Below are 25,538 nucleotides of genomic sequence, written 5' to 3'. Positions count from 1 at the left end.
CCATATTATTTTTTTCCTCATGAAACCAACCATGGCAGTCTAATGCCGCCGGGCGGGCTTGAAGGAGATGTTCGCCGCACCTCTTGACGGCTGGATTCTTCCGCGACAAAAGTAAGTCGCCGAGGACGAGCCGCGGACGAGGGAGTCTCCCGATGACCATCGCCTCCAGTAGCCCTCCGTCGCGTCTGCCCCTGGGCGGCGCGGAGGGGGCAGGGACCAAGTCGAGGACGAGGCGGGCACGCTCCCGCGAGAACCAGGGGGACGGGCGGCTCGCCGCGGTCTTCATCGCTCCGGCGCTGCTGGGCTTCCTGGTCTTTCTGCTCTGGCCGACGCTGCGGGGCGTCTATCTGAGCTTCACGCGGTTCAACCTGCTCACGCCGGCGGAGTGGGTGGGGCTCGACAACTACGTGCGGATGGTCCACGACCCGATCTTCTGGAACTCGTTGACGGTCACCGTCGAGTACGTCTTCATCAACATCGGCGTCCAGACGGTGGCGGCGCTGGCCATCGCCGTTCTGCTCCAGCGGCTGACCCAGTCGGCGCTGCTGCGGGGCATCGTGCTCACCCCGTACCTGATGTCGAACGTCGTCGCCGGACTGGTCTGGCTGTGGATCCTCGACACCCAGCTCGGCATCGGCAACGAGATCATCAGCGCCGTCGGGGTGGACCGCATACCGTTCCTCGCCGACGAGACCTGGGCGATCCCCACCATCGCCCTGATCAACGTCTGGCGGCACGTCGGCTACACCGCCCTGTTGCTCTTCGCCGGTCTCCAGGCGATCCCGAACGACATGTACGAGGCCGCGAAGGTGGACGGCGCGAGCGAGTGGCGGATGTTCTGGCGGATCACGATGCCGCTGCTGCGTCCGGTCCTGGCGGTCGTTCTGATCATGACGGTGATCGGTTCGTTCCAGGTGTTCGACACGGTCGCCGTGACGACCGCGGGCGGTCCGGCGAACGCCACGAACGTCCTCCAGTACTACATCTACGGTTCCGCCTTCGGCCGCTTCCAGTTCGGCTACGCCTCGGCGATGTCCGTCGCCCTGCTGGTCGTGCTCAGCGCGATCACCGTCCTGCAGTACCGGCTCACCCGGGCCGGCCAGACCGACCTCGGCTGACGGAAGGAGACAGCGAGATGGCTGCCGTGACAACGACCACGACGACCGTACGGCCGGTCAGGCGCAGGTTCTCCCCGGGGCGGGCCGCCGCCTGGGCCGTGATGGGTCTCATCGTCCTCATCACCCTGCTGCCGTTCTACTGGATCCTGCGCACCGCGCTCTCCACCAACGCGGGGCTCAACGCCGACCCCACCGATCCACTCCCCGTCGATCTCACCGGCACCGGCTTCCAGCGGGCCCTCGGCCTGCAGTCGGCCGAGGAAGCGGTCGCACAGGGCGGCGCGGGCGGCGGGCTCGACTTCTGGCGCTACCTGCTCAACTCGGTGATCGTCTCGACACTGATCACCGGCTGCCAGATCTTCTTCTCCGCGATGGCCGCGTACGCCTTCTCACGGCTGCGCTGGCGCGGCCGTGACAAGGTGTTCGGCCTGTTCCTGGCCGGGCTGATGGTGCCGACCATCTTCACACTGCTGCCCAACTTCGTGCTCATCAAGCAACTCCACCTGGTGGACACGCTCCTGGGCATCGCGCTGCCCAGTCTCTTCATGACCCCGTTCGCGGTGTTCTTCCTGCGGCAGTTCTTCATGAACATCCCCGGGGAGGTCGAGGAGGCCGCGCTGCTCGACGGCGCCGGGAAGGTCAAGATCTTCTTCCGGGTCGTCCTGCCGATGGCGTCCACGCCGATCATCACGCTGGGCGTGCTGACGTACATCACCTCCTGGAACGACTACTTCTGGCCGCTGATGGTCTCCTACAGCGACAGCTCGCGCGTGCTGACCGTGGCGCTGGCGGTCTTCCGGGCGCAGACCCCGGCGACCGGCGTCGACTGGTCGGGGCTCATGGCGGCGACGCTGATCGCCGCGCTGCCGATGCTGGTGCTGTTCGCCTGCTTCGCCCGCCGCATCGTCAGCTCCATCGGCTTCACCGGGATCAAGTGAGGGAACGCCCATGCGACTTCGTAAGCTGACGGCGCTCGCCGGAGCGCTGGCCCTGTCCCTGGTGGCCGGCTGTGCGCACGGCGGCTCCGCCGGATCGTCCGCGAACACGGTGACGTACTGGCTGTGGGACGCCAACCAGCTGCCCGCCTACCAGGCCTGTGCCAAGGGGTTCGAGAAGGAGAACCCAGGACTCGACGTCAAGATCACCCAGTTGGGCTGGACCGACTACTGGACCAAGCTCACCGCCGGCTTCATCGCGGGCACCCAGCCCGACGTGTTCACCGACCACATCCAGAACTTCGGCCAGTTCGCCGACCTGAAGGTCCTCGAGCCGCTCGACGACCTCGGCATCAAGGACTCCGACTACCAGCCCGGACTCGCCGCCAACTGGATCGGCCAGGACGGCCACCGGTACGGCGCTCCCAAGGACTGGGACACGGTCGCGCTCTTCTACAACCAGAAGATGGCACGGGACGCCGGGCTGACCGCCGAACAGCTGAACAACCTGGCCTGGAACCCCAAGGACGGCGGCACCTTCGAGAAGGCCGTCGCCCACCTGACGATCGACAGGAACGGCAGGCGCGGCGACGAGCCGGGCTTCGACAAGAACAACGTCAAGGTGTACGGCCTGGCCAGCAACGGCGGCGGCTTCGGCGACGGCCAGACGCAGTGGAGCAACTTCGCGGCCTCCGCCGGATGGAACTACCTGGACAAGCCGCGCTGGGGCACGAAGTACCAGTACGACAGCAAGACCTTCCAGTCCGTCATCAAGTGGTACTTCGGTCTCGCCAAGAAGGGCTACATGCCCCCGCTCTCCGACTACAACGTCCAGTCCAACCAGGCGAGCACACAGGTCGCCGCCGGGAAGGCCGCCGCCGCGTTCGACGGGGCCTGGATGATCTCCAGCTACGCGGGCTTCAAGGGCCTGGACATCAAGAGCGCACTCACGCCGGTCGGTCCGACCGGCAAACGCGCCACCATGATGAACGGTCTCGCCGACTCGATCACCAAGGCCGCCAGGAACAAGGAGGGCGCCCGCAAGTGGGTGGCGTATCTGGCCTCGGACGAGTGCCAGACCGTCGTCGGCCGGTACGGGGTCGTCTTCCCCGCCACTCCGGCCGGGACCAGGGCCGCCACCGCCGCATACGACAAGAAGGGCATCGACGTCTCGGCCTTCACCGAACCCGTGGCCGACAAGAAGCGCTTCCGGACCTTCTCGTATCCGATCGCCAGCTACTCGGCGGACATGACGGCGCTCATGATGCCCGCGATGGAGGACATCTACGGCAACGGAAAGCCCGTGAGCAGCCTCGACGAGACCAACGACCAGATCAACCTCATCCTCGGCCAGTGAAAGGCACACCCTCCATGACGTTCTCCCTCGGCATCGTCGGCGCCGGCCAGTTCTCCGGCCAGTTCGCCACGCTGTTCCAGGCCCACCCCGGTGTCAGCGACGTGTACGTCACCGATCTGCTGCCCGAGCGGGCCGAGCAGCTCGCCGACGCGCAGGGACTGGCCGGCACCTTCCCCTCGTACGAGGCGATGCTGGAGTCGAAGGCCGTCGACGCGGTCGCGATCTTCACCCAGCGCTGGACCCACGGGCCGCTGGTGGTCCAGGGCCTGAACGCCGGCAAGCACGTCTACTCCGCGGTTCCCATGGCGATCACCACCCAGGAGATCGCGGCGATCATCGACGCCGTCAAGGCGACCGGTCTGACCTACATGATGGGCGAGACCAGCGAGTACAACCCGGCGACCGTGCACGCCCGCAACCAGATCGCCGAGGGCGCCTTCGGCCGGCTCTTCTACGCCGAGGGCGACTACGTCCACGACATGGACCTGGGGTTCTACGAGGCGTACCAGTACAGCGGCGGCGAGAACTGGAAGGCGACGGCCAGCTATCCCCCGCTGCTGTACCCGACGCACGCGGTGGGCGGTGTGCTGGGGGCCTGGCGCACCCACGCGGTGAGCGTGTCGGCGATCGGCGTCGTGGACGACCGCGGCGACGGTGTCTTCGACAAGTCCGTCAGCCAGTTCGGCAACGACGTCTCCAACGCGACCGCGCTGTTCGAGGTGGCGGGCGGAGGCTCGTTCCGCACGAACGAGTTCCGGCGGGTCGGCTACCCCTCGCACATAAGGGAGTCGCGGTTCCGGTTCTTCGGCACCGAGGCGAGCATGGAGCAGCTCGCCACCGTGGCCCTGTGGCAGGACAAGAAGGGCGTCAAGGACATCAGCGAACTGCTGGAACCCAAGCCCACCATGGCTCCTGACGACCCGTCACTCCAGCACATCGCGCCGGATCTGCGGGCCGCCTTCACCTCGGGTTCGGCGCCGGTGCACGACCGGTCGCGGCTGCCCCGGGCGTTCGACCACCTGCACAACGGCCACGAGGGCAGCCACCACTTCCTGGTGGACGACTTCGTGACCGCGGTCAACAGCCGCAGCCTGCCGTCCGTGAACGCGTGGGTGGCGGCCCGCTACACCCTGCCGGGCATCGTCGCGCACGAGTCCGCGCGGCGGGCGGGGTCAGGCTGGAGATCCCGGACTTCGGTGACGCCCCCGAGGCGTGACGTTTCTCCGCGAGCCGGGTACCCGGGGTTCTCAGGTGCCCGGCTTGCGGCCGTACACGTAGACGTCGTCGCCGTTCTTCAGCAGCGACCAGTACTTCTTCGCGTCGGTCTTGGTCATGTTGACGCAGCCGTGCGAGCCCGGCGGGTTCCACATGCTGACGCCGACCGAGTGGAAGGCCTGGCCGCCGTCGAAGAACTGGGAGTAGGGCATCGGCACGTTGTAGATGCTCGACACGTGGTCGATGTTCCGGAAGTAGACCTTCTTCAGGCCGGTGCGCGTCTCGTAGCCGTCGCGGCCGGTGCGGACCGGGACCGGGCCGTAGACCAGCTTCTTGCCGTCCTGGATCCAGCTCAGCTGGAGCGTGAGGTTCACACAGGCGATGCGGCCCTTGTTGACGGGGCACTTGCCGTCCTTGTTGGGATTGTCGCCGACGGCCTTCTGCTTCAGCATCAGGTCCATCACGCCCCAGGTGACGGGACCCGCGTAGCCCGCGTTCGGGGTGATGCCGTGCTTGGTCTGGAAGGCCTGGATGGCCTTGCAGTCGGCACTGGACTGCTTGCCGTCGACCGGTCGGCCGAGGAACTTCTCCACCTTCTTCTGATACGGCCCGGTCTGGGTCGTGCAGCTCGGGGCCGCCTGCGCCGGTGCGGCGGCGAGCGTCAGCGCGAGCGGTGCGACGAGTCCTCCGGTGATGCCGAGTGCGACGGCGCGCCGTCTGCGTATGTCCCCCATGGCCGGGCCTTCCCTTGTGTTTGTGCGGTCTCTGCTGGCTAGACGGGTGCGCGGGGAGATCGGTTGTGCGAGCCGACAGGTCTGTGACCGAACGGTGAAGTTGTGCCTACGCTGCCGCTCATGCACTCCACACTCGCCGCCGATCTGGCCCGCCTCCCCGAGATCCTGCGGTCCACGCGCGACCTCGCCGCGCGGGAACTGGCCGGCCCGGCCGAGCGGCCGGTCGTACGCCTGGAGGCCGCGCCCGGCCGGGAGGGCCTCCCGGCCGAAGGTGTCGGGGCCGGGGGTGCCCTCACCGGGTTCGCCGAACGGTGGGCCCCGGTTTCTCCGACTCTGCCGGTCCGCGCTACCTCGGCTTCGTCACGGGCGGTACACGCGCCGCGGGCGACCGGACGCGGACGGACGCCTCCGGCGGGCGGCCGAGGTCGCCGTGGACAGCCCGGGAGGAGGCTTGCGGGTCGGCCGCCCCGCCCCAGTACGATCCCGCTTCATGGATCCGGCCGCGATGTCACCGCCCCCAGCCGGCATCAGCCTGCGCCACTTGCTGATGGCCCTGGGTGACACCCTGGTGGAGGTGCAGGCCGCTCCCGCCGGGCTCGACGTCGAGATCCGGGGCGTTGCCCTGCTCGACCCGGAGGACCCTCCGACCGCCCAGCGGGGCGAGTTGGTCCTCGTCATCGGTGCCCGTGGCCGTGCCGCCTTTCCCGCGCTGCGGGCCGCCGCCCGCGACGGAGCCGCCGCCGTCGTGGTCAAGCTGGACGGCCCCGGTCAGGTCGCGGCCCTCAGCGAGACCGCCGCCGAGGCCGGTGTCGCCCTGCTCTCGCTGCGCGGCGAAGCACGCTGGGAGCAGGTGAACGCGTTGGCCCGCGCCGCCCTCGACGACGCCCCTCCGGGACACCCCGGCGAACGGGCCGAGGAGGGCGACCTGTTCTCCCTCGCCCAGACCACCGCCGTCCTCACCAGCGGCATCGTCAGCATCGAGGACGCCGCCAACCGGGTGCTGGCCTACTCCCGCTCCACCGACTCCGACGAGATCGACGACCTGCGGCGGCGCTCCATCCTCGGCTGGCAGGGCCCGGAGGCGTATCTGGTGAAGCTGCGCGAGTGGGGCGTGTTCCAGCACCTGCACTCCAGCGACCAGGTGATCGGCATCGACAGCCACCCGGAGCTGGGCATCCGCCGCCGGCTCGCGGTGGCGATCCGGTCCGGGGACCGGCAGCTGGGAACCATCTGGGTGCAGGAGGGCTCGACGCCGCTGTCCGAACACTCGGAGCAGGCGCTTCTGGGCGCCGCCCGGGTCGCCGCGCACCACCTGGTACGCCGCCGCCGGGAGCTCTCCGAGGACCTGACACTCACTCGGACACTGCTCGCCGGACTTCTGGAGGGGAGCACCGGGCCGCAGCCGCTCGCCACCCACCTGGGATTCGACGCCTCCCTCCCGGCCGCCGTCCTGGGGTTCTCGTACGGGACGGCGGGGGTCGCCGGGCCGGAGCCGAGCCATGTCGGCGCCGCACCGGAGCTGACCCACACCGAGGTCACCAACCTGATCTCGGTGCACATCGCCGCGCGGCACCGCAGTGCGCGGGTCACCCAGCTCGACCCCCGGATCTACGTGCTGCTGCCCCAGCTGCCCCGCAGCATCGACACGGACACGCTGCGCGGCTGGTGCCAGGAGATCACCGACGCCGCACGCCGTCACCTGGGCCTGCCGCTGCGTGGCTCGGTCGGCTGCCTGGTGTCCGGGCTCGGCGACGCCGTCGAGTCCCGCCGGGAGTCCGACCGCGTCCTCGACGCCATGATGGGCGCAGGCCTTCCCACCGCGGTCGCCGCGCTGCCCGACATCCAGGCGGAAGTGCTGATCAGCGAGATGCTGACGCTGCTCGCCGCCCACCCCGAGATACGGGATCCGCGACTGACCGCTCTGGTGGCGCACGACAGCCGGCACCAGGGCCGACTGGCCGAGTCCCTGCTGGCCTACCTCAACGCCTTCGGTGACGTCCGGGAGGCCGCCACCCAGTTGCATGTGCACCGCAACACGCTGCGCTACCGCATTCGCCGGGCCGAGGAGCTGACCGGTCTCGATCTGAGCCGTCCCGACCAGCGCCTGCTGGCCATGCTCCAGCTGCGGCTGCCACCCACCGGCTGACGCCGACTCCGCATTGGCCGATCGAACAGGTATGGCGGCGGAATCTGTCCCCTCGAACAAACACCTCGCCACCCGGCGCCCCTAAGCTTGCGCAAATCCACTTCCGCAAGTGATGCGGCCCACCTCCCACAAGGAGGCGGAGCGAAGCACCGCCGCTCGGCGACGACCGCCTCAGTGCGGCATCCGGACTCCCCGGCATGCTCGTCCAACCACCGATCCACCCCGACCATGCGTCGATCCATCGATCCGAGCTGCCACTCCCCCTGGCCCTCCCCACCATGCAATGGATGTCGACATGACTACACGTCCCCCTGGTTCTCTGACCCCTGACACCGCTCCGCCCCCAGCTGGTCAGCCCCCGGAGCAGGCAGGTCTGCGGGCCGGTCTCAAGAACCGCCATCTGTCGATGATCGCCATCGGCGGAGTGATCGGCGCCGGTCTCTTCGTGGGTTCCGCCTCCGGAATCGCAGCCGCCGGACCCGGCATCCTGGTGTCGTACGTGCTGGTCGGCGCCCTGGTCGTCTTCGTGATGCGGATGCTCGGCGAGATGGCCGCGGCCAATCCGAGCTCGGGCTCCTTCTCCGCCTACGCGGACCGGGCGCTCGGGCGCTGGGCCGGGTTCTCGATCGGCTGGCTGTACTGGTTCTTCTGGGTCGTCGTGCTCGCCGTGGAGGCGACCGCGGGTGCGGTCATCCTGGAGGGATGGGTCCCCGCCGTACCGCAGTGGGCCTGGGCGCTGATCGTGATGGTGGTACTCACGGCCACGAACCTGGCCTCGGTCGGCTCCTTCGGCGAGTTCGAGTTCTGGTTCGCGGGCATCAAGGTCGTCGCCATCGCGGGCTTCATCGTCCTCGGCGGCCTGGCGATCTTCGGTGTGCTGCCCGGCTCCGACCACACCGCGACCGGCTTCGGCAATCTCACCGAGCACGGCGGCTTCCTGCCCAACGGGCCCGGCGCGATCCTCACCGGCATCCTGCTGGTCGTCTTCTCCTTCATGGGCAGCGAGATCGTCACCCTCGCCGCCGGTGAGTCCCCGGACGCGCAACGAGCGGTCGCCAAGGCCACCAGGAGTGTCATCTGGCGGGTCGGCGTCTTCTACGTCGGCTCGATCCTCGTCGTGGTCTCGCTGCTGCCGTGGAACGACCCCTCGATCAAGAAGCACGGCTCGTACGTGGCGGCCCTGGACTCGATCGGCATCCCGCACGCCGGGCAGATCATGAACATCGTCGTGCTGACCGCCGTGCTGTCCTGTCTCAACTCCGGCCTCTACACCGCTTCCCGCATGGCCTTCTCGCTCGGACAGCGCGGCGACGCCCCGCAGGCCTTCGTCCGCACGAACCCCCGCGGTGTCCCGCAGGCCGCGATCCTGGCCTCGGTGGCCTTCGGCTTCGTCGCCGTCGCCTTCAACTACCTGTGGCCGGACACGGTCTTCCAGTTCCTGCTGAACTCCTCGGGCGCGGTGGCGCTCTTCGTGTGGCTGGTCATCTGCTTCTCGCAGCTCCGGATGCGGGGGATCATCCTGCGCGAGAGCCCGGAGAAACTCGTGGTCCGGATGTGGCTGTTCCCGTATCTGACGTGGGCGACGATCGGGATGATCTCCTTCGTGCTCCTCTACATGCTCACCGACGACAGCGAGGGCGGTGGCCGCAGTCAGGTGCTGCTCTCCGTGCTCGTCGCCGCCCTGGTGATCGCGATCTCGGTGGTCCGGGAGCGGATCCGCGGCAACGGCACCAAGGAGACGGCCGCGCCGCTGTAGCAACGGCGAACCGTCTGCCAGGCTCCCCGCCACGTCGGCGGGGAGCCGTCCTGTCGGCCGCTCATGCGCTTCCACGCCCCCGAGTCCCCCCATGGAACCCCGTGTTGACCGCTGTCAGGCCGCCGTCGACGGTGAGGGTGGTGCCGGTGATCCAGGCCGCGTCGCGGGAAGCCAGGAAGGTGACCGCGGCGGCGATGTCCTCGGGCTCCCCGACCCGGCCCAGCGGGTACAGCGGGCAGACCGCGTCCAGCTCCGCGTCCCGCCCCTCCCACGCCGAGGTGCGGACCGTGCCCGGCGCCACCAGGTTCACGCGGACTCCCCTGGCTGCCGCATGCCCGGCGAGGGTGCGGGTGAGGGAGCCGAGGCCGGCCTTGGCGGCACTGTAGGCGTGGTTGCCGAAGTCCTGGACGCCGTTGACGGAGCCGATGTTCACGATGGCACCGCGTCCGGTGGCGGCGAGGTGCGGGAGGGCGGCACGGCAACAGCGGTAGGGACCGGTCAGGGTGATGTCGAGGTCATCTGCCCACGCCTCGTCGGAACCGTCCTCGAAGAGGGGCGTATCGGGGGTGCAGCGGGCTGCGCTGTTGACCAGGACGTCGAGCGAGCCGAAGGCGCGGGCGGCATGGGCGACGGCTGCCTCGACGGACGCCCGGTCCGCCACGTCGCACGCGAGTGCCTGCGCCATGAGCCCGTCGTCCCGTAGCGCCGCCGCGGTCTGCTCTGCCTCGGCGCCGTCCACGTCGGTCACCAGCACGCGGGCCCCCTCCTGCGCGAACCGCCTGGCGGTGGCGGCGCCGATGCCGCGGGCCGCGCCGGTGACGACAACTCCGTAGTCTGCGAAGCGTGTTGTGTCCGTCATGACGCCGAACGGTACTGCCGCGGTGATCGTCCGGGCAGATACCGTGCCGTCATGTCCGCGTTCATTCAGCAACTTCCCGCGCTCATCGGCGTCGTCATCGGCGCGCTCGGTTCCTATCTGGCGGTCGTGCGGGGCGACCAGGTGAGGTTCCGGCGGGAGCAGGCGGCGCGCTGGGAGGAGCGGCGGCTCGCGGTGTACGCCGACTACGCGCAGTCGGTGAAGAAGACGGTCACGGTGACGTACCGGGTCGCCGCCAACGCCGGCGTCGATCCGCACCCCGATCCCCTGACCCTCGAAGAGGCCCAGCCGCTGCTGGCCGACGCGACCACCCGCCGCGATCCTTCGGGTGAAGCGCTGATCATGCTGGGCAGCCGCACCGTGGTGGAGAAGGCGAGGGCCTGGGTCGTGACGGAGATGGAGATGGAGCGGTTCGTGCGGGAGGGCCGGGACGACCGTGCGGCCTGGCGGGCGCTGCTGGAGCGGCAGCGCGCCGGCCGCGAGGGCTACTACACGGCCGTACGCGACGATCTGGGCCTGCCACCGGGCCACTCCGCGCGCTGGCCGCTCCCCGCGGCCGATCCGGTGACGCCTCAGCGGTAGCCGGACGTGTCCGCCGGCTTCCCCGCGTCCTGGACCTCGACGAGGTAGCGCCAGGCGTCGGGGCGGCTGCCGTCGAGGTCCGTGAATCCGTAGACCGACGCGAGCTGTCCGCTGGAGAGGGACGCGCCGTTCCAGCGGGCCACGTCGGGGTCGGCGGCGAGGGCGGCGACGGCGCGGCCCACATAGCGCGGTGTCTCGGAGATGGCGAAGTGCGGGACGCGTTCGAGGGCGTCGCGCCAGTTGTCCTCGCGTACCTCGAAGGCGTCGAGCATCATCTCCGAGCGCAGCCAGCCCGGGGTCAGCGCGACGGCGGTGGCGCCGCGTGGTCCGAGTTCATGGCCGAGGGAGAAGGCCATGCGCAGGACGGATGCCTTGGCGAGGTCGTAGAAGAAGGAGCTCCGGTAGTTCTCGCGGTTGTAGTCCGCCGTGCCGTCGGTCATCTCGACCACGAGTCCGCCCGGCCGGCGCAGCAGCAGGGGCAGGGCGTGGTGGCTGGTGATGGCGTGGGTCTCTACCGCGAGTCGGAGCAGCCGTAGGCCCTTGTCCAGGTCGTGCTCCCAGACGGGGCTGTCCCAGGCGAAGAGCTTCTCGCCGCCCCAGATGTCGTTGACGAGGACGTCCAGGCAGCCCTGTTCGTCGGCGATGCGGTCGACGAGGGTGCGGACCTGGGCGGGGTCGAGGTGGTCGGTGGGTACGGCGATGCCGTGGCCGCCCGCCTCGGTGACCAGGTCGGCGGTGTCCTCGATGGTCTCGGGGCGGTCGTACTCCGAGCGCCGGGCGCGTGTGCTGCGTCCCGTCACGTAGACGGTGGCGCCGGCCGCGCCGAGCTCCACGGCGATGCCGCGTCCGGCCCCCCGTGTCGCCCCGGCGACCAGTGCGACCCTGTCCTTGAGCGGCTGTGACATGTCCGGCCTCCCGACCCTGTGCGAGCGCTGTCGCCATCGAGAGTGCCGGGTAAGCCGGACATCTTCTGTCGTCTTTTTAACGGTCCTGTCGGCGTAGGTCGGCAGGAACCAGATGTGGCCGCCGTTGTCGGTCTCGTGGACGAAGTCGCGCAGGGCGGTGCTCTCGGCGATGTGGTGGGAGACGTCGCCGACCACGGCGAGGCGCAGCCGGTAGTTCGCGAACTTCTGCATCACCGCGCCCGCGACGCCCGACCGCAGCCGGAAGAACTCGTCGGCGATCCGCTCGACGGGCACCGCGACCAGCTCGGCCTCCTGCCCGAAGGCGTCACCGATCAGATCGAGCGCCGCGCTCTCGCCGTCCAGGGTCGGTCCGTCGGGAGCGCAGCGCAGGACGCGTACGTCATGCAGGGTCACGAGCGTGTCGGTGGTGGTCATGGGGCGTGATCGTACGGCCGCCTCTCGCCCTCGACCACGGGTTTTCCCGCCTGCCGACCGTGGTTTCCGGCCTCGTGGGCCTGGCCCTGGGCCTCAGGTGTCAGTGGCCTCGGTCGAGCCACTCCTGGAGGTGGGGTGCCTCCGCGCCGATGGTGGTGGCGTCGCCGTGGCCGGTGAGGACCTTGGTGTCGGGCGGGAGGGCGAGCAGGCGGGTGCGGATCGAGTCGATGATCGTCGGGAAGTGGGAGTAGGAACGGCCGGTGGCGCCGGGGCCGCCCTCGAAGAGGGTGTCGCCGGTGAAGACGACGCCGAGCCCGGGGTCGTGCAGGCAGACCGCGCCCGGCGCGTGTCCCGGGGTGTGCAGGACGGTCAGGTCGGCGCCCGCCGCCTCGATGATCTGCCCGTCCACGAGGTGGGCGTCGGGGTCGCGGTCCGGATGGGTCTGCTTCCACAGGGGCAGGTCGTCGGGGTGCAGCCAGATGGTGGCGCCGGTGCGGTCGGCCAGGGCGGGCGCGGCGTCGATGTGGTCGTTGTGGGCGTGGGTGCACACGATCGCGGTGAGGCGCCGGTCGCCGACGGCCTCGGCGATGGCGTCGGCGTCATGGGCGGCGTCGATGACGATCACCTCGTGGTCGTCGCCGACGAGCCACACGTTGTTGTCGACGTCCCAGGTGCCGGTGCCGCCGTCGAGCGTGAACTGCCCGGAGGTGACGAGGCGTTCGATGCGGGGAGCCATCAGAGCATCACCACCGAGCGCAGGACGTCGCCGTGGTGCATGCGCTCGAACGCCTTCTCCACCTCGTCCAGTTGGATGGTCTCGGTCACGAACGCCGCCAGGTCGAGGCGGCCCTGCAGATGCAGGTCGATCAGCATCGGGAAGTCCCGGCTCGGCAGGCAGTCGCCGTACCAGGACGACTTCAGGGCGCCGCCGCGGCCGAAGACGTCCAGCAGGGGCAGTTCCAGCTTCATCTCCGGGGTGGGTACGCCGACGAGGACGACCGTGCCGGCGAGGTCGCGGGCGTAGAAGGCCTGTTGGTACGTTTCCGGGCGGCCGACCGCCTCGATGACGACGTCGGCGCCGAACCCGCCGGTCAGCTCGCGGATCGTCTCGACCGGGTCGGCCTGGCGGGAATTGACCGTGTGGGTGGCGCCCAGGGTGCGGGCCTTGTCCAGCTTGCGGTCGTCGATGTCCACGGCGATGATCCTCGCCGCTCCGGCCAGGCTCGATCCGGCGATCGCCGCGTCGCCGACGCCGCCGCAGCCGATCACCGCGACGGTGTCGCCGCGGCCGACGTTGCCGGTGTTGATCGCGGCACCGATCCCGGCCATCACCCCGCAGCCCAGCAGGCCTGCCACCTGCGGGGCCACCGCCGCGTCGACCTTGGTGCACTGGCCGGCCGCGACCAGGGTCTTCTCCGCGAAGGCGCCGATACCGAGCGCCGGCGAGAGTTCCTGACCGGTGGAGGCCAGGGTCATCCTCTGCTTCGCGTTGTGGGTGTCGAAGCAGTACCAGGGCCGCCCGCGCAGACAGGCCCGGCAGTTCCCGCACACCGCACGCCAGTTGAGGATCACGAAGTCACCGGGGGCGACGTCCGTGACGCCGTCGCCCACCGACTCCACCACGCCGGCCGCCTCGTGCCCCAGCAGGAAGGGGAAGTCGTCGCTGATGCCGCCCTGCTTGTAGTGCAGGTCGGTGTGACAGACCCCGCAGGCCTGGATCTGTACGACGGCCTCGCCCGGCCCCGGATCGGGCACGACGATCGTCTCCACCCGCACCGGCTCGTCCTTGCCGGCCGCGATCACGCCGCGTACTTCCTGCGCCATGGTGCCTCACCCTTCCTCGGCGGCTCTCCGTCCACTGCCGACCCTAGTTGTGACTGATCGGTAAAGGCACGGAGTGAAGTCCTTCACGTCGCCTTCCGGCCACTCCGAAAATACCCCCGGGGGTACCTCTGCTAGCGTGTTCGTATACCCCCCGGGGTAATGCGCCTCGGGTTTCACGAGGAGAGGAGTGCTGCCGTGTACTTCGTCGACAGCATCGACGTGCCGGGACTGGGCAATCGCGGCTATCTGGCGGGCGCCGCGCACAGCGCCGTGGTGGTCGATCCGCCCAGGGACATCGACCGGGTGATCACTGCCGCCGCGCGCCGGGGCGTGCGCGTCACCCATGTCGTCGAGACCCATGTGCACAACGACTACGTGACCGGCGGCCTGGAGCTCGCCCGCCTCACCGGCGCCGCCTATCTCGTGCCGGCCGCGGCACGGGTCGGGTACGAGCGGGTGCCGGTCGCCGACGGGGACCGGACCGAGATCGACGACGGCCTGGCACTACGCGCCCTCGCCACTCCCGGCCACACTCCGCACCACACCTCGTACGTGCTGGAGGAGGCGGGTCACGCGGTGGCCGTCTTCACCGGCGGTTCGCTGCTGATCGGCACGGTGGGGCGGCCCGACCTGGTCGAACCGGGGCTGACGGGGCGGCTGGCGCGGGCGCAGTACGACTCCGCGCACCGGCTGGCCGCCGAGCTGCCCGACGAGACGGCCGTCCTGCCGACGCACGGCTTCGGCAGCTTCTGCTCGGCCACCCGGGCGGCGGGCGGGGCGACGACGACGATCGGGCGGGAGCGCGCCGTCAACGAGGCCCTGGTGAAGGACGTCGACGCGTTCGTCGCCGACCTGCTCGCCGGGCTGGACGACGTTCCGGCGTACTACGCCCACATGGGTCCGGTGAACGCGCAGGGCCCGGCTCCGGTGGATCTGACGCCGCCGCGCCCGGCCGACGCCGAGGAGATCGCGGCGCGGCTGGCCGCCGGGGAATGGGTGGTGGATCTGCGCCACCGGGTCGCGTTCGCCGAGGGACATGTCGCCGGGTCGCTCAACTTCGAGGCGGAGGGGCAGCTCGCCACGTATCTGGCCTGGCTGCTGCCGTGGGGCAAGCCGGTCACCCTGCTCGCCGAGACGCCGGCCCAACTGGCCGCCGCCCAGCGGGAACTCGTCCGGGTCGGCATCGACCGGCCGGCCGCGGCGGCGACCGGCTCCCCCGCCGACTGGACCCGCGAGGGCGGCCGGCCACGCTCCTTCCCGCGCGGCACCTTCGCCGAACTGGCCGCGGCGCGACCGAGCGCAGCACGACCGGCCGCGCGGGACGGGATCGTGGTCCTGGACGTACGGCGCGACTCCGAGCGCGACGCGGGCCACATCAAGGGCTCGCTGCACATACCGCTGCACCTGCTGCGCGACCGCCTTGCGGAGATACCGGACGGCACCGTGTGGGTGCACTGCGCCGGCGGGATGCGGGCGGCCGTCGCCGCCTCGCTGCTCGACGCGGCGGGGCGTGACGTCGTCGCCGTCGACGACTCGTTCGCCGCGGCCCGGGAGGCGGGGCTCCCCCTGGCGCGCGTCACTCCGGCCGAGGCCCTGACGCGGGCGGGCGAGGACGCCGTACTCGTGGACGTCCGCGAGCCCGACGAATGGGCCACCGGGCACGCTCCGGGCGCGGTCCTCGCGCCGCTCTCCTCGCTGACGGCCGGTGAACCGCTGCCGCGGACCGCGCAGGGCCGCCCGGTCGTCGCGATCTGCCGCTCCGGCGAGCGCTCCCGCGAGGCCGCGGCGCTGCTCACGGCGCGCGGCACGGACGTGGTGGACGTCATCGGCGGAATGCGCGCCTGGGCGGAGGCGGGGCTTCCCGTGGTGGCGGAGTCTTGTACCACCCCCGGCACCCCGAGGTGAGCGCGCTGGTCCTGGGCCTGTTCGCCGGTGGCGTCACGGGGCTCTCGCTGGGTGCGCTGGGAGGCGGCGGCAGTGTGCTGGCCGTGCCCGCGTTGATGTACCTGCTCGGTCTCACGCCCGCCGCGGCCGCCACCGCGAGTCTGGTCGTGGTCGCCGTCACCTCCGTCACCGCGCTCGGCGCCCACGCCCGCGCGGGCACGGTGCGGTGGCGCGCCGGGGCGCTGGTCGCGGCGGCCGGTCTGCTGCCCGCGGCGGTCGGCGGCGCTGTGTCCGGGCGGCTGCCCGCGGGCCTGCTCACCGGGGCGTTCGCGGTGACCGCGGCTCTCGCCGCGCTGCGCATGCTCCGGCCGTCGGACTCCGTACGCCACGACGACGTGCCGGTGCGTCACGGTCGGGTCGTCCGGGCCGGGGCCGGGCTCGGTGCGGTGACCGGTGTGCTGGGCGTGGGCGGGGGCTTCCTCGCCGTACCGGCGCTGGTGAACGTGGTGGGGCTGCGCATGCGGGCCGCCGTGGGCACGAGTCTGCTGGTCATCACCGTCAACTCGCTGGTGGCGCTGGCGGCCCGGGCCGGCTCGGCGGCGAGTGTCGACTGGACCGCCGTCGGACCGTTCGCCGCGGCGGCCGTGCTCGGCGCGTGGGACGGCAAGCGGCTCGCCGGGAAGGTCTCCGGCGGCACGCTTCAGCGGATCTTCGCCTGCGTCCTGCTGGCGGTGGCCGTGTTCATGCTGGGCGACGCGGTCGTATGACGATCGGGCGACCCGTCGGACCAGGTCCGGCCCCCCACCCCGAGTCCACTTGGCCCCTACGCCCTACGCCCTACGCCCTACGCCAGTGAAAGGAACAGCTTCTCCAGCCGTGCCTTCATCTGCTCCTTCGTCTCCCCGTTCCGCTGCCCCTGCTCGGCGTCGGTGAGGCACTGCTGGAGCCCGGTCGCGATGATCGCGAAACCGGCCCGGTCGAGGGCGCGGGAGGCGGCGGCGAGCTGAGTGACGACGTCCTCGCAGTCGCGGCCCTCCTCGATCATCTTGATCACTCCGGAGATCTGCCCCTGCGCCCGGCGCAGCCGGTTCAGCACCGACTTGAGGTCATCGCCCTCGAACTGCAGCTCCACGATCACTCCCCTGCATACCCCGCTGCATACCCTTGGGGGTATTTTACCCCCTACCCGGAAAGGATCTCACTTCCCATGACCCCGCCCCACGACCCCCGCGCGCTCGACGTCGACGAGGCCCGCACCCGCCTGCCCGGACTGACCGTCGTCGACGTCCGCACGCCGGGCGAGTACGCCGCCGGTCATGTTCCCGGCGCGCTGAACATCCCGCTGGACCACCTCGACAGCGCCCTGCCGGCACTGCGCCGGCTCCCCGGCGAGCGGCTGCTGTTGGTGTGCGCCTCCGGGGCACGCTCGGAGAACGCCTGCCGTGTCCTCGCCGAGCACGGGATACGCGCCATGACTCTGACGGGCGGCACGCAAGGCTGGGCGCAGCGCGGGCAGGAGCTGCACCGGCCGCCGTCGAGCCCGAGCGCCACCTGGTCCATGGAGCGTCAGGTCCGTTTCACCGCGGGCTCGATCGTCCTGGTCGGTCTCGGTCTCGGACTCCTGCACCCGGCCTGGCAGCTGCTCTCCGCCGGTATCGCGGGCGGTCTCGTCTTCTCGGCGCTCACCAACACCTGCGGCATGGCCGCCCTGCTGTCGCGGCTGCCGCACAACCGCCCGCGCCCCGCCGACCTCGAAGCGGCCCTGGCCGCGCTGGAGCGCCGCGGTCAGGCGCCGGTCACCTGAGGAAGTCCCGGACGGCCCGGGCGATGACGTCCTCGTCCAGGCCGTCCGCGCCGCCCAGGGGCAGCAGCCGGTGCGGTACGTGAACCAGCGTCTCGGCGACGTGCCGGGCCGACAGGCCGGGCAGCCCGGGCTCGACGAGCACGACGTCCGCGTGGTCGGCGGCCAGCACGGCCGTGCGCAGGCCGACCTCGTCGAAGGGCCGGACGGTGGCCGCGTAGAGCACGGCCAGGTCGAGGCCGGCCGTGGCGCGCAGCACCGGGTCGAGGGTGGCGCCGACCGCGAGGACGACGCCGTCGAGGCCCTCCCGGACGAGTTCGAAACCCTCGGCCAGGCCGCGCGGTTCGGTGTTGGACTCGCCGGAGAGGTGGACGAACGCCCGCTCGCCGCGCCCCACGGCGGACCGGATCACGCGACGCACCTCGTCGGGGTGTCCGGGGACGTGGACGGTCCAGCGCGGGTCGGTGGCGAAGCGTGCCAGTTCCTCCACGGCGCCGTATCCGACGAGGACGGTGCCGCGCCCGGCGCGCCCGGCGACGTGGGCGGCGGGCAGGGACTCGGTGACGGCCTGGAGCATGTCGGGGTGCATGGCCAATCCTCCTCGGGACGGGTTCCCACGGCACGTCAAGAATTCGTTGAGAAACAATTCGACGGCCGCTCATATGGCACTGGATTCCCCAGAGTTACCCCTCCCAGCCGGCTGTGAGTGAATCTTTAACAAGCCCACAGGAACGTAGCCATCTCTTTGCCCGGTCCGGGCATTCCGCAGGGTGTCCCCGCCCGCTGTGCTGCGTAACTTGGCAGTGGTCTTTCCCGTAGCCGAAAGCGGAAGGGGACATCCCGCCATGGTCGAGAACGAAACGTCTTACGCGGTCCGTCCGTTCGTCCATCTGATCGCGGGCCCGACCGGCGTCGGCAAGAGCGCGGCGGCCACCGAGCTGGCCCGGACGACCGGCGCCCCGATCGTCGTCGCCGACCGCTTGCAGTGCTTCACCGACCTCGCCACCACCAGCGCCCGCGCCGGGGCGGACGTGCCGGGAGTGCGCCGCCACTGGCTCGGCGACCGGACGTTCGCCGACGGCGACCTGTCCGCGACGGAGGCCGTCGACGCGCTCGTCGAACTCGTCGAACGGCTCGCCGTCCGGCACGAGTTGGTCATCATCGAGGGTGGCTCGATCTCTCTGCTGCGGGTGCTGTGCGCCCGTCGCGAGCAGCTCGACTGGCGGCTGACGGTCCGCCTTCTCCCGCTTCCCGCCTACGACACCTACCTCGCCGCCCTCACCGGCCGGGCCCGCGCGATGCTCACGCCGGGCGCCTGCGGCCCGGGGCTGCTCCAGGAGCTGGCCGCGCTCTGGCGCGATCCGCGCCGACGAAGGCTGGCCGCGTCCGTCAACGGCTTCGAGGCCGTGCTCGAATGCTGCGCGAAATACTCAATTGACGCGGGGACCATCGACAAACAGGAAATCCCCGAACACGTCCTGCACCGGATCGCCGCTCTCATCGCCGTACGGCATGCCGAACACGGCATTCTCCAGCAGCGCGTGTTCACCGAGATTTTCGAGAACGCGGCGACCGTCCCCGCATTCGACTTCGGGATGCTGGAGCGGGCGGCATGACGGGCGCGTCCGGTGTGAAGGAAGCCTCCACGGATTTCGGCCATATCGTCGGGTCCTCTCCACTCGGCGTGGTCACGGCCCGCTCCACCGAGGACGTACAGGAAATCGTCTCCTTCGCCGGGCCGCACGGGCTTCCGGTCTCCGCGCGCGGCGCCGGACAGGCCCTGTACGGGCAGGGACAGGCGCACGGCGGCTACGTCGTCGACATGGCCGCGCTCGACGACGTGCGCTGTGCACCGGGCGAGCGGACGCTGACCGCCGGGGCCGGGGCGCTGTGGCGTGACGTCGTGCGGGCCGCGCTCGCCGCGGGACTGACACCGCCGGTGCTCCCCGACCACCTCGGCGGCAGCGTCGGGGGACTGCTGAGCACGGGCGGCCTGGGCGGCTCCAGCCATCGCTGCGGTCCGGTGGCGGACTGGGTGCGGGAGTTGGAGGTCGTCACCGGCACCGGGGAACGGCTGGTCTGCGCCCCCGACCGGCGCCCCGACCTGTTCCACGCGGTGCTGGCGGGGCTCGGCCAGTGCGCCCTGATCGTCCGCGCCACCCTCGCCCTGGTGCCCGCGCCGACCCATGTGCGCCGCTACCGCCTGTATCACGACACCCCGGGCACCTACCTCGGCGATCAGCGGCGCCTGGCCCGTGACAGCCGCTTCAGCCATGTCGCGGGCCAGGCGCGGCCGGCGCTCGACGGCGGCTGGCACTACATGGTCGAGGCGGTCGTACCGCACGAGGGCGCACCTCCCGCCGACGACGAGCTGTTGATCGGCGACCTGGACCATGACCGGGACACCGAGGAGATCGCGGACCTGTCGTTCGCCGAGTACGCACACCGGCTGGACCGCGACGAGCGTCTGCTGTGCGCCACGGGCGAGTGGGACCGCCCGCACCCCTGGCTCACCCTGCTGCTGCCGGAGGAGGCCGCGGGCTCCTTCGTCCCGGCCGTGCTGGCCGAGGGTGCCCAGCAGGGCCTGCGCCACTGCGGCACGGTCCAGCTCCGCCCGCTGACGGGCCGCACGCTGCACGCCCCGCTGCTGCGCAGGCCCGCGGGCGAACTCCTGTGCCTGCTCACCCTGATGCGTACGGCACCGCCGGCCGCGCCGGAGGTCGTACGCCGCATGGTCGCCGCCAACCGGGCCCTGTACGAGCGGGCCAGGTCCGTCGGCGGTGTCCTGCACCCGGTCGGCGCGCTGCCGATGACGCCCGACGACTGGCGCGCCCACTTCGGCCCCCTCTGGCCCGAACTCGTCCGCGCCAAGGAGCAGTACGACCCGCATCACGTCCTGACCAGGGGGTACGGCCTGTGGACCTGACCGCCGTGACTGCCGTGACCGTCTTCTGCGGTGCCTCCCCCGGCCGCCACCCGGGCCATCTGAGCACCGCAGCCGACCTCGGCCGCGCGCTGGCCGGGGCGGGCCTGCGGCTGGTCTACGGGGGTGCGCGCACCGGTCTGATGGGGGCCGTCGCGGACGGGGCGCTGTCCTGCGGCGGGGCGGTGACCGGAGTCGTGCCGCGCGGCATGCTGCCGTACGAGATCACCCACACGGGGCTCACCGATCTGGTCGTGGTCGGGGACATGCACGAGCGCAAGGCGCGGATGGCCGCGGAGGGCGATGCCTTCGTGGCGCTGCCGGGCGGGCTGGGCACGGCGGAGGAACTGCTGGAGGTGCTGTCCTGGGCGCAGCTGCGGATCCACCGCAAGCCGTGTCTGCTCCTCGATCCGTACGGCTTCTATCGCCCGTTGCTGTCCTTCCTGGAGCACGCGCGGGACGAGGCCTTCCTGCATCCGGGGGATCTGGAGCGGATCGTCGTGTGTGCCTCGGTGGAGGAGGTGGTGGCGCGGCTGGCGGAGGCGCGGGGCGCGGCTGCGCCGGTGGCGGCCCCCGTGCGGGTGCCGCGGGGGCGGGTCGCCTTCCTGTTCTCGGCGTCCGGGTCACAGCAGCCGGGCATGGGGCGAGAGCTCCACGGCTCCTCCCCCGTGTTCGCGGAGGCACTTGACGAAGTGTGCGGGCTGCTCGATCCGTACGTCGGCGTGCCGTTGCGGGACGTGATGTTCGCCGAGGCCGGGACGCCCACCGCCGCCCTGCTCGACCGGGTCGCGTTCGGGTTTCCGGCGATCTTCGCGCTGCAGATCGCGCAGTACCGGCTGCTGGCGAGCCAAGGGGTCCACCCCGACGTGCTGTTCGGCTACTCGGCCGGGCACATGGCGGCCGCGCACACGGCGGGGGCGCTCTCCCTGCCGGACGCCTGTCGTGCGGTCGGCGCGCTCGCCCGGCTCGCGGACGCGCTGCCGAAGACGGGGTGCATGGCGGCCGTGGAGGCGTCCCCCGAGGAGCTGAGCCCCGGGCCGGGCGCGGTGATCGCGGCGGTCAACGGCCCACGGTCGGTGGTCGTGTCGGGAGACCGTGCGGCGGTGCGGCGGATCTGCGAGGAGTGGGCGGCGCGCGGTCGCCGTACCCATGTGCTCCGTCTGGACGTGGCACCCCACTCCCCTCATTTCGACGCCCTGCTGGACGACTACCGCCGCGCCCTGGAGGCGCTTGACCTGCGTGCCCCGCGGCTGCCTCTCCTCTCCGACACGACCGCGGAACCGGTCGGGGCGGAGGCGGCCACGCCGGAGTTCTGGGCACGGGCCATGCGCGCACCGATCCGTTTCGCGGACGCCGTCCGCCGACTGCACCGCGACGGTGTGACCGTCTGTGTCGAGCTCGGTCCGGCCGATGTCCTGACCGGAATGCTGGCCGACTGCCTGCCCGACGGCGCCGAACGGCCCCTGGTGCTCGCCGTGGCCCGGAACTGGCAGGCCGCGTGGGAGGAGGCCGACGTAGCCTGAAGGCTCCGTACGACTCCGGAGGAGCCCCGTGAGCATCGCAGCGACCGAACCCGCCCCACCCACCTGGCGGCTGCTCCTGGGCTATGTGCGCCCGCACCGGTGGACCCTGCTGGCGGGTGCCGTGCTCTCGCTGGTCACGGGCGCCACCGGACTGCTCCTGCCGCTGGTGGCCCGCGAGTTGATCGACGACCTGTCCCACGACCGGGCCATCACCGGGGCGCTGCTGATCATGTCCGGGCTGGTCGTGGCCAACGCGGCGCTCGGTGCGCTGGGTTCGTACGTGCTGCGGCGCACCGCCGAGTCGGTGGTGCTCGGCGCGCGGCGCGCGCTGTCGTCGTATCTGCTGCGGCTGCGCATCACCGCCGTGGACCGCAGCGAGCCGGGCGATCTGATGGCCCGCATCACCTCGGACACGACGCTGCTGCGCGAGGTCACGACCGACTCGCTGGTGGGCCTCGGCACCGGAGGGCTGACCCTCGTGGCGACGGTGGCGATGATGGGCCTGGTGGATCCGGTGCTGCTGCTGGTCACGCTCGGCGTGATCCTGGCCGCCGGCACGATCCTCGGCGTGATCGTGCCGCGTATCAACCGGGCCAGCCGGCAGGCGCAGGACGCGGTCGGGGTGATGGGGGCCTCGCTGGAGCGGATCCTCGGCGCGCTGCGCACGGTGAAGGCGTCGGGTGCCGAGCACCGGGAGGAACGTACGCTGCACGAGGCCGCCGAGGAGTCGTGGCGGCAGAGCGTCCGGGCCGCCAAGTGGTCGGCCGCGGCGGGCAACACGGCCGGACTCGCCATGCAGATCGCGTTCATCACGGTGCTCGCGGTGGGCGGGGCGCGGGTGGCGACCGGGGCGATCGACGTCGGCACCCTGGTGGCGTTCCTGCTGTACGTCTTCTATCTGATGTCGCCGATCCAGCAGGTCGTCGGCGCGATCACGCAGTACCAGACGGGCTCGGCGGCGCTCGCGAGGATCCAGGAGGCGCTGCGGCTGCCCGCCGAACCGGCGGCCGCTCCCGCGCCGTTGCCCGCCGCCGGGGCGGAGCCGGCCGCGCTGGCGTTCGAGGACGTGCGCTTCCGGTACGCCGACGATCTGCCGTACGTCCACCACGGGGTGACGTTCGCCGTGCCCGCGCAGGGCATGACCGCGTTCGTGGGCCCGTCGGGCGCGGGCAAGACCACCGTCTTCTCCCTCATCGAGCGGTTCTACGATCCCGAGGCCGGGACCATCACGCTCGACGGGCGGGACCTCGCGGACTGGGAGCTGCCGCGGCTGCGGTCCGCGATCGGCTATGTGGAGCAGGACGCCCCGGTCCTGTCGGGTTCGCTGCGGGACAACCTGCTGCTCGGCAATCCCGACGCGGACGACGCCGCGCTCACCCGCGTGCTGAAGACGACCCGCCTCGACGGCCTGGTGGCGCGGTTGCCCGGCGGTCTGGACACGCTCGTCGGGCATCGCGGCACCAAACTGTCCGGCGGCGAGCGCCAGCGCGTCGCCATCGCCCGCGCCCTGCTGCGCCGGCCCCGGCTGCTGCTCCTGGACGAGGCCACCTCGCAGCTGGACGCGGTGAACGAGGCGGCGCTGCGCGACACGGTCGCGGACGTGGCCCGTACGACCACGGTTCTGGTCGTCGCGCACCGGCTGTCGACGGTGACGATGGCCGACCGGATCGTGGTGATGGACGCGGGACGGGTGCGCGCGGTGGGCACGCATCGCGAACTCGTGGCGTCCGACCCGCTGTACGCGGAGCTGGCGGCGACTCAGTTCCTGGCGACGGCCGAGTGAGCGTCGTCCGGGGCTCGGGTGACGCTCAGTCTTCACCAGTTCCGCGGCCGACACTCCCGCGCGCCGCGCGTCAACCTGCCGGTGGCCGACGGGTCGTTGGCGGGCAGCTCGCTCGCGATGGGCGGCCGGCCGACCCCGTTCGGCATGGATCCCGGGCAGGCCGAGTCGGTGATCGGGGCGCTGGCCGACGGCGCCTGCCCGCAGCTCGAACTGCGCGGTGTGCACGCCCATTTGGCGAGCGGTCTCGAAGCCGCCGAGCAGCTGTCGGTGACGGAGACCATCGTGGCCTGGGCGACGGGCCTCGGTGTCCGGCTCGCCGAGGTGAACGTCGGCGGTGGCATGCACGTCGACTACGCCGACCCGGAGCGCCGCTTCGACTGGGCGGCCTACGGCGACGGGCTCGCCCGGCTCACCGAGAGGCACCAGGAGCTGACCCTGCGCATCGAGCCGGGCAGGGCGCTCACGGCGTACTGCGGCTGGTACGCCACCGAGGTGCTGGACGTGAAGCACAGCCATGGCGAGGAGTTCGCCGTCGTCCGGGGCGGCACGCACCATCTGCGGACCCCGGCGACCAAGGAGCACGACCAGCCGTGTTCCGTCCTGCCGGTGGACGCCTGGCCGCACCCCTGGCCACGGCCGGCCGCCGAAGGCGAGGAGATCACCCTGGCCGGACAGTTGTGCACCCCGAAAGACGTCCTGGCCCGCCGAGTGCCGGCGCCCGGGCTGCGGGCCGGGGACCGGGTGGCGTTCGCGCCGGCGGGGGCGTATGCGTGGAACATCTCGCACCACGACTTCCTCATGCACCCCCGCCCCGGCTTCCACTTCCTGGACACCGCTGGGTAGACCGGGCGTCACTCTCGGCACACGTACAAGGGCCGCCGGCTCGACCCGGCGGCCCTTGCGGGAGAGAGGAAAGCGATGGGGCGCGGCGAGGCGGCTAGCGGAGCTGACTCAGGCCCTTGACATGGTCGAGGTGCCCCAGCTGCTGGGAGACCCGAGGCACCCGGTGCTGGTGCTGGGCGGGGATGCCGGTCATGGCGAGCGAGTCGAGCGTGGCGACCGGATTGAGCGGACCGGCGTTCCGGGTGTCCGTCTCGGCCGCGTCCGCCAGGGGCGCCGCGAGACCGGTGAGGCCGGCGGCCAGGCCAACGGCCGCGACGATACGTCGTGTTGAGATCATGCCCTCAGCAACGCGGGCGCCCGCCGCCGGACACGGCTGCGCGGCGGCGCTCACCCGCCAGGCCCAGCGCTCGGGCTGCGCTTGCCGGGTCCGGCGAGGCGGAGGACTCTCGGAGGTGAGGCCCTCGCGGCCGCCCCTGTTCCCGCCGCGGGCCTCGGAGGAGGTCACCATGGGCACAGCCGCACGCCCCTCGTTCGACACCGACACCCTGCGCCGGGCCGTGGAAGGACGCAGCCCGGACACACTTCTTTCGCTGTACACGGACGACGCGGAGATCCGCGTCGTGAACCGCAACGCCCAGCCCAGCCACCCGAAGGTGCTGCACGGCCGCAACGAGATCGCCGACATGCTCACCGATGTCTACAGCCGCGACATGACACACAAGCTGGAGGGATGCGTGATCCAGGGTGACAGCGCGGCCTACAGCGAGTCCTGTGAGTACGCGGACGGGGTGCGCGTCATGTCCGAGTCGATGATCACGCTGCGGGACGGCAGGATCTCCCGGCAGATCATCATCGAGGCCTGGGACGAGTAGAGGCATGGGACGAGCAGACGAGTAA

Annotated in this window: 22 protein-coding genes and 3 pseudogenes; 16 read left to right on the top strand and 9 right to left on the bottom strand. The window is 71.3% G+C overall.

Going from position 1 to position 25,538, the window contains the following annotated elements:
* Positions 1-152 precede the first annotated feature (152 nt).
* The 4 genes and pseudogenes from ABIE67_RS43795 to ABIE67_RS43780 all read left to right on the top strand — a co-directional run bounded on the left by ABIE67_RS43795 (position 153) and on the right by ABIE67_RS43780 (position 4,626).
* Positions 153-1,118, top strand: coding sequence for a carbohydrate ABC transporter permease (locus ABIE67_RS43795; RefSeq protein ID WP_370267152.1), 966 nt, complete (start codon positions 153-155; stop codon positions 1,116-1,118).
* Positions 1,119-1,135: 17 nt separating this feature from the next.
* Positions 1,136-2,056: a carbohydrate ABC transporter permease gene (locus ABIE67_RS43790; RefSeq protein WP_370267151.1), complete on the top strand. Its 921-nt coding sequence runs from the start codon at positions 1,136-1,138 to the stop codon at positions 2,054-2,056.
* A gap of 10 nt (positions 2,057-2,066) precedes the next feature.
* Positions 2,067-3,410: a sugar ABC transporter substrate-binding protein gene (locus ABIE67_RS43785; RefSeq protein ID WP_370267150.1), complete on the top strand. Its 1,344-nt coding sequence runs from the start codon at positions 2,067-2,069 to the stop codon at positions 3,408-3,410.
* 14 nt (positions 3,411-3,424) lie between these two features.
* Positions 3,425-4,626: pseudogene (locus ABIE67_RS43780) on the top strand (Gfo/Idh/MocA family protein).
* 31 nt (positions 4,627-4,657) lie between these two features.
* Here ABIE67_RS43780 and ABIE67_RS43775 read toward each other — a convergent pair.
* Complete coding sequence (locus ABIE67_RS43775; RefSeq protein WP_370267149.1) at positions 4,658-5,359, bottom strand: L,D-transpeptidase family protein; 702 nt, start codon at positions 5,357-5,359, stop codon at positions 4,658-4,660.
* Between the two features lie 490 nt (positions 5,360-5,849).
* On the opposite strand from ABIE67_RS43775, the gene ABIE67_RS43770 reads away from it, so the two are divergent.
* Positions 5,850-7,505, top strand: a complete 1,656-nt coding sequence (locus ABIE67_RS43770; RefSeq protein WP_370267148.1) for a PucR family transcriptional regulator — start codon at positions 5,850-5,852, stop codon at positions 7,503-7,505.
* A gap of 295 nt (positions 7,506-7,800) precedes the next feature.
* Complete coding sequence (locus ABIE67_RS43765; RefSeq protein WP_370267147.1) at positions 7,801-9,261, top strand: amino acid permease; 1,461 nt, start codon at positions 7,801-7,803, stop codon at positions 9,259-9,261.
* A 61-nt stretch (positions 9,262-9,322) separates the two neighbouring features.
* Here ABIE67_RS43765 and ABIE67_RS43760 read toward each other — a convergent pair whose 3' ends face one another.
* Positions 9,323-10,120 carry an SDR family NAD(P)-dependent oxidoreductase gene (locus ABIE67_RS43760; RefSeq protein WP_370267146.1) on the bottom strand — a complete coding sequence of 266 codons (798 nt, stop codon included), beginning with the start codon at positions 10,118-10,120 and terminating at the stop codon, positions 9,323-9,325.
* Positions 10,121-10,171: 51 nt separating this feature from the next.
* Between ABIE67_RS43760 and ABIE67_RS43755 the strand changes: the two genes are divergently transcribed.
* Positions 10,172-10,720 carry a hypothetical protein gene (locus tag ABIE67_RS43755; protein WP_370267145.1) on the top strand — a complete coding sequence of 183 codons (549 nt, stop codon included), beginning with the start codon at positions 10,172-10,174 and terminating at the stop codon, positions 10,718-10,720.
* Here the strand turns inward: ABIE67_RS43755 and ABIE67_RS43750 are convergent.
* The 4 genes and pseudogenes from ABIE67_RS43750 to ABIE67_RS43735 form a co-directional block, all read right to left on the bottom strand.
* On the bottom strand, positions 10,711-11,625 hold the full coding sequence (locus tag ABIE67_RS43750) for an SDR family oxidoreductase (protein WP_370269540.1): 915 nt from the start codon (positions 11,623-11,625) through the stop codon (positions 10,711-10,713). The two genes, ABIE67_RS43755 and ABIE67_RS43750, sit on opposite strands and share 10 nt — an antisense overlap.
* A gap of 102 nt (positions 11,626-11,727) precedes the next feature.
* Positions 11,728-12,060 (bottom strand): annotated as a pseudogene (locus ABIE67_RS43745) (DUF4180 domain-containing protein); the annotation flags it as partial.
* A 100-nt stretch (positions 12,061-12,160) separates the two neighbouring features.
* The gene (locus ABIE67_RS43740; RefSeq protein WP_370267144.1) at positions 12,161-12,796 is read right to left on the bottom strand and encodes an MBL fold metallo-hydrolase; all 636 of its coding nucleotides are present in this window, start codon (positions 12,794-12,796) and stop codon (positions 12,161-12,163) included.
* A complete protein-coding gene (locus ABIE67_RS43735) occupies positions 12,796-13,884 on the bottom strand; it encodes an S-(hydroxymethyl)mycothiol dehydrogenase (protein ID WP_370267143.1) in 1,089 nt (362 codons plus the stop codon). Before ABIE67_RS43735 ends, ABIE67_RS43740 begins: the two co-directional genes overlap by 1 nt.
* Positions 13,885-14,079: 195 nt before the next feature.
* Here ABIE67_RS43735 and ABIE67_RS43730 point away from each other — a divergent pair, with 195 nt between their 5' ends.
* Both ABIE67_RS43730 and ABIE67_RS43725 read left to right on the top strand, forming a co-directional pair.
* The gene (locus ABIE67_RS43730; RefSeq protein ID WP_370267142.1) at positions 14,080-15,789 is read left to right on the top strand and encodes a rhodanese-like domain-containing protein; all 1,710 of its coding nucleotides are present in this window, start codon (positions 14,080-14,082) and stop codon (positions 15,787-15,789) included.
* Positions 15,786-16,535: a sulfite exporter TauE/SafE family protein gene (locus ABIE67_RS43725; protein ID WP_370269535.1), complete on the top strand. Its 750-nt coding sequence runs from the start codon at positions 15,786-15,788 to the stop codon at positions 16,533-16,535. Before ABIE67_RS43730 ends, ABIE67_RS43725 begins: the two co-directional genes overlap by 4 nt.
* Positions 16,536-16,612: 77 nt before the next feature.
* Here the strand turns inward: ABIE67_RS43725 and ABIE67_RS43720 are convergent, their stop codons facing one another.
* Positions 16,613-16,900 (bottom strand): metal-sensitive transcriptional regulator, encoded by a 288-nt coding sequence (locus ABIE67_RS43720; RefSeq protein WP_370267141.1) that lies wholly within the window; start codon positions 16,898-16,900, stop codon positions 16,613-16,615.
* Positions 16,901-16,975: 75 nt separating this feature from the next.
* On the opposite strand from ABIE67_RS43720, the gene ABIE67_RS43715 reads away from it, so the two are divergent.
* Positions 16,976-17,572, top strand: coding sequence for a rhodanese-like domain-containing protein (locus ABIE67_RS43715; RefSeq protein ID WP_370267140.1), 597 nt, complete (start codon positions 16,976-16,978; stop codon positions 17,570-17,572).
* Here ABIE67_RS43715 and ABIE67_RS43710 read toward each other — a convergent pair.
* Positions 17,565-18,158: a transketolase gene (locus tag ABIE67_RS43710; RefSeq protein WP_370267139.1), complete on the bottom strand. Its 594-nt coding sequence runs from the start codon at positions 18,156-18,158 to the stop codon at positions 17,565-17,567. The genes ABIE67_RS43715 and ABIE67_RS43710 overlap by 8 nt on opposite strands.
* A gap of 256 nt (positions 18,159-18,414) precedes the next feature.
* Between ABIE67_RS43710 and ABIE67_RS43705 the strand changes: the two genes are divergently transcribed.
* The 5 genes and pseudogenes from ABIE67_RS43705 to ABIE67_RS43685 form a co-directional block, all read left to right on the top strand.
* Positions 18,415-19,185 carry an isopentenyl transferase family protein gene (locus ABIE67_RS43705; protein ID WP_370267138.1) on the top strand — a complete coding sequence of 257 codons (771 nt, stop codon included), beginning with the start codon at positions 18,415-18,417 and terminating at the stop codon, positions 19,183-19,185.
* Positions 19,182-20,495, top strand: a complete 1,314-nt coding sequence (locus ABIE67_RS43700; protein ID WP_370267137.1) for an FAD-binding protein — start codon at positions 19,182-19,184, stop codon at positions 20,493-20,495. Before ABIE67_RS43705 ends, ABIE67_RS43700 begins: the two co-directional genes overlap by 4 nt.
* Before the next feature lie 5 nt (positions 20,496-20,500).
* Positions 20,501-22,015 (top strand): TIGR00730 family Rossman fold protein, encoded by a 1,515-nt coding sequence (locus ABIE67_RS43695; protein ID WP_370267136.1) that lies wholly within the window; start codon positions 20,501-20,503, stop codon positions 22,013-22,015.
* 28 nt (positions 22,016-22,043) lie between these two features.
* Positions 22,044-23,798, top strand: a complete 1,755-nt coding sequence (locus ABIE67_RS43690; protein ID WP_370267135.1) for an ABC transporter ATP-binding protein — start codon at positions 22,044-22,046, stop codon at positions 23,796-23,798.
* A 66-nt stretch (positions 23,799-23,864) separates the two neighbouring features.
* Positions 23,865-24,641: pseudogene (locus ABIE67_RS43685) on the top strand (type III PLP-dependent enzyme); the annotation flags it as partial.
* A 94-nt stretch (positions 24,642-24,735) separates the two neighbouring features.
* Here the strand turns inward: ABIE67_RS43685 and ABIE67_RS43680 are convergent.
* On the bottom strand, positions 24,736-24,978 hold the full coding sequence (locus tag ABIE67_RS43680) for a hypothetical protein (protein ID WP_370267134.1): 243 nt from the start codon (positions 24,976-24,978) through the stop codon (positions 24,736-24,738).
* A 169-nt stretch (positions 24,979-25,147) separates the two neighbouring features.
* Between ABIE67_RS43680 and ABIE67_RS43675 the strand changes: the two genes are divergently transcribed.
* Positions 25,148-25,513: a nuclear transport factor 2 family protein gene (locus tag ABIE67_RS43675; RefSeq protein ID WP_370267133.1), complete on the top strand. Its 366-nt coding sequence runs from the start codon at positions 25,148-25,150 to the stop codon at positions 25,511-25,513.
* Positions 25,514-25,538 lie beyond the last annotated feature (25 nt).

Origin of the sequence: Streptomyces sp. V4I8 (assembly GCF_041261225.1) — a bacterium.
Classification (GTDB): domain Bacteria; phylum Actinomycetota; class Actinomycetes; order Streptomycetales; family Streptomycetaceae; genus Streptomyces.
The sequence above is the reverse complement of the archived record's forward strand: the minus strand, read 5'-3'. Positions and strand labels throughout refer to the sequence as shown.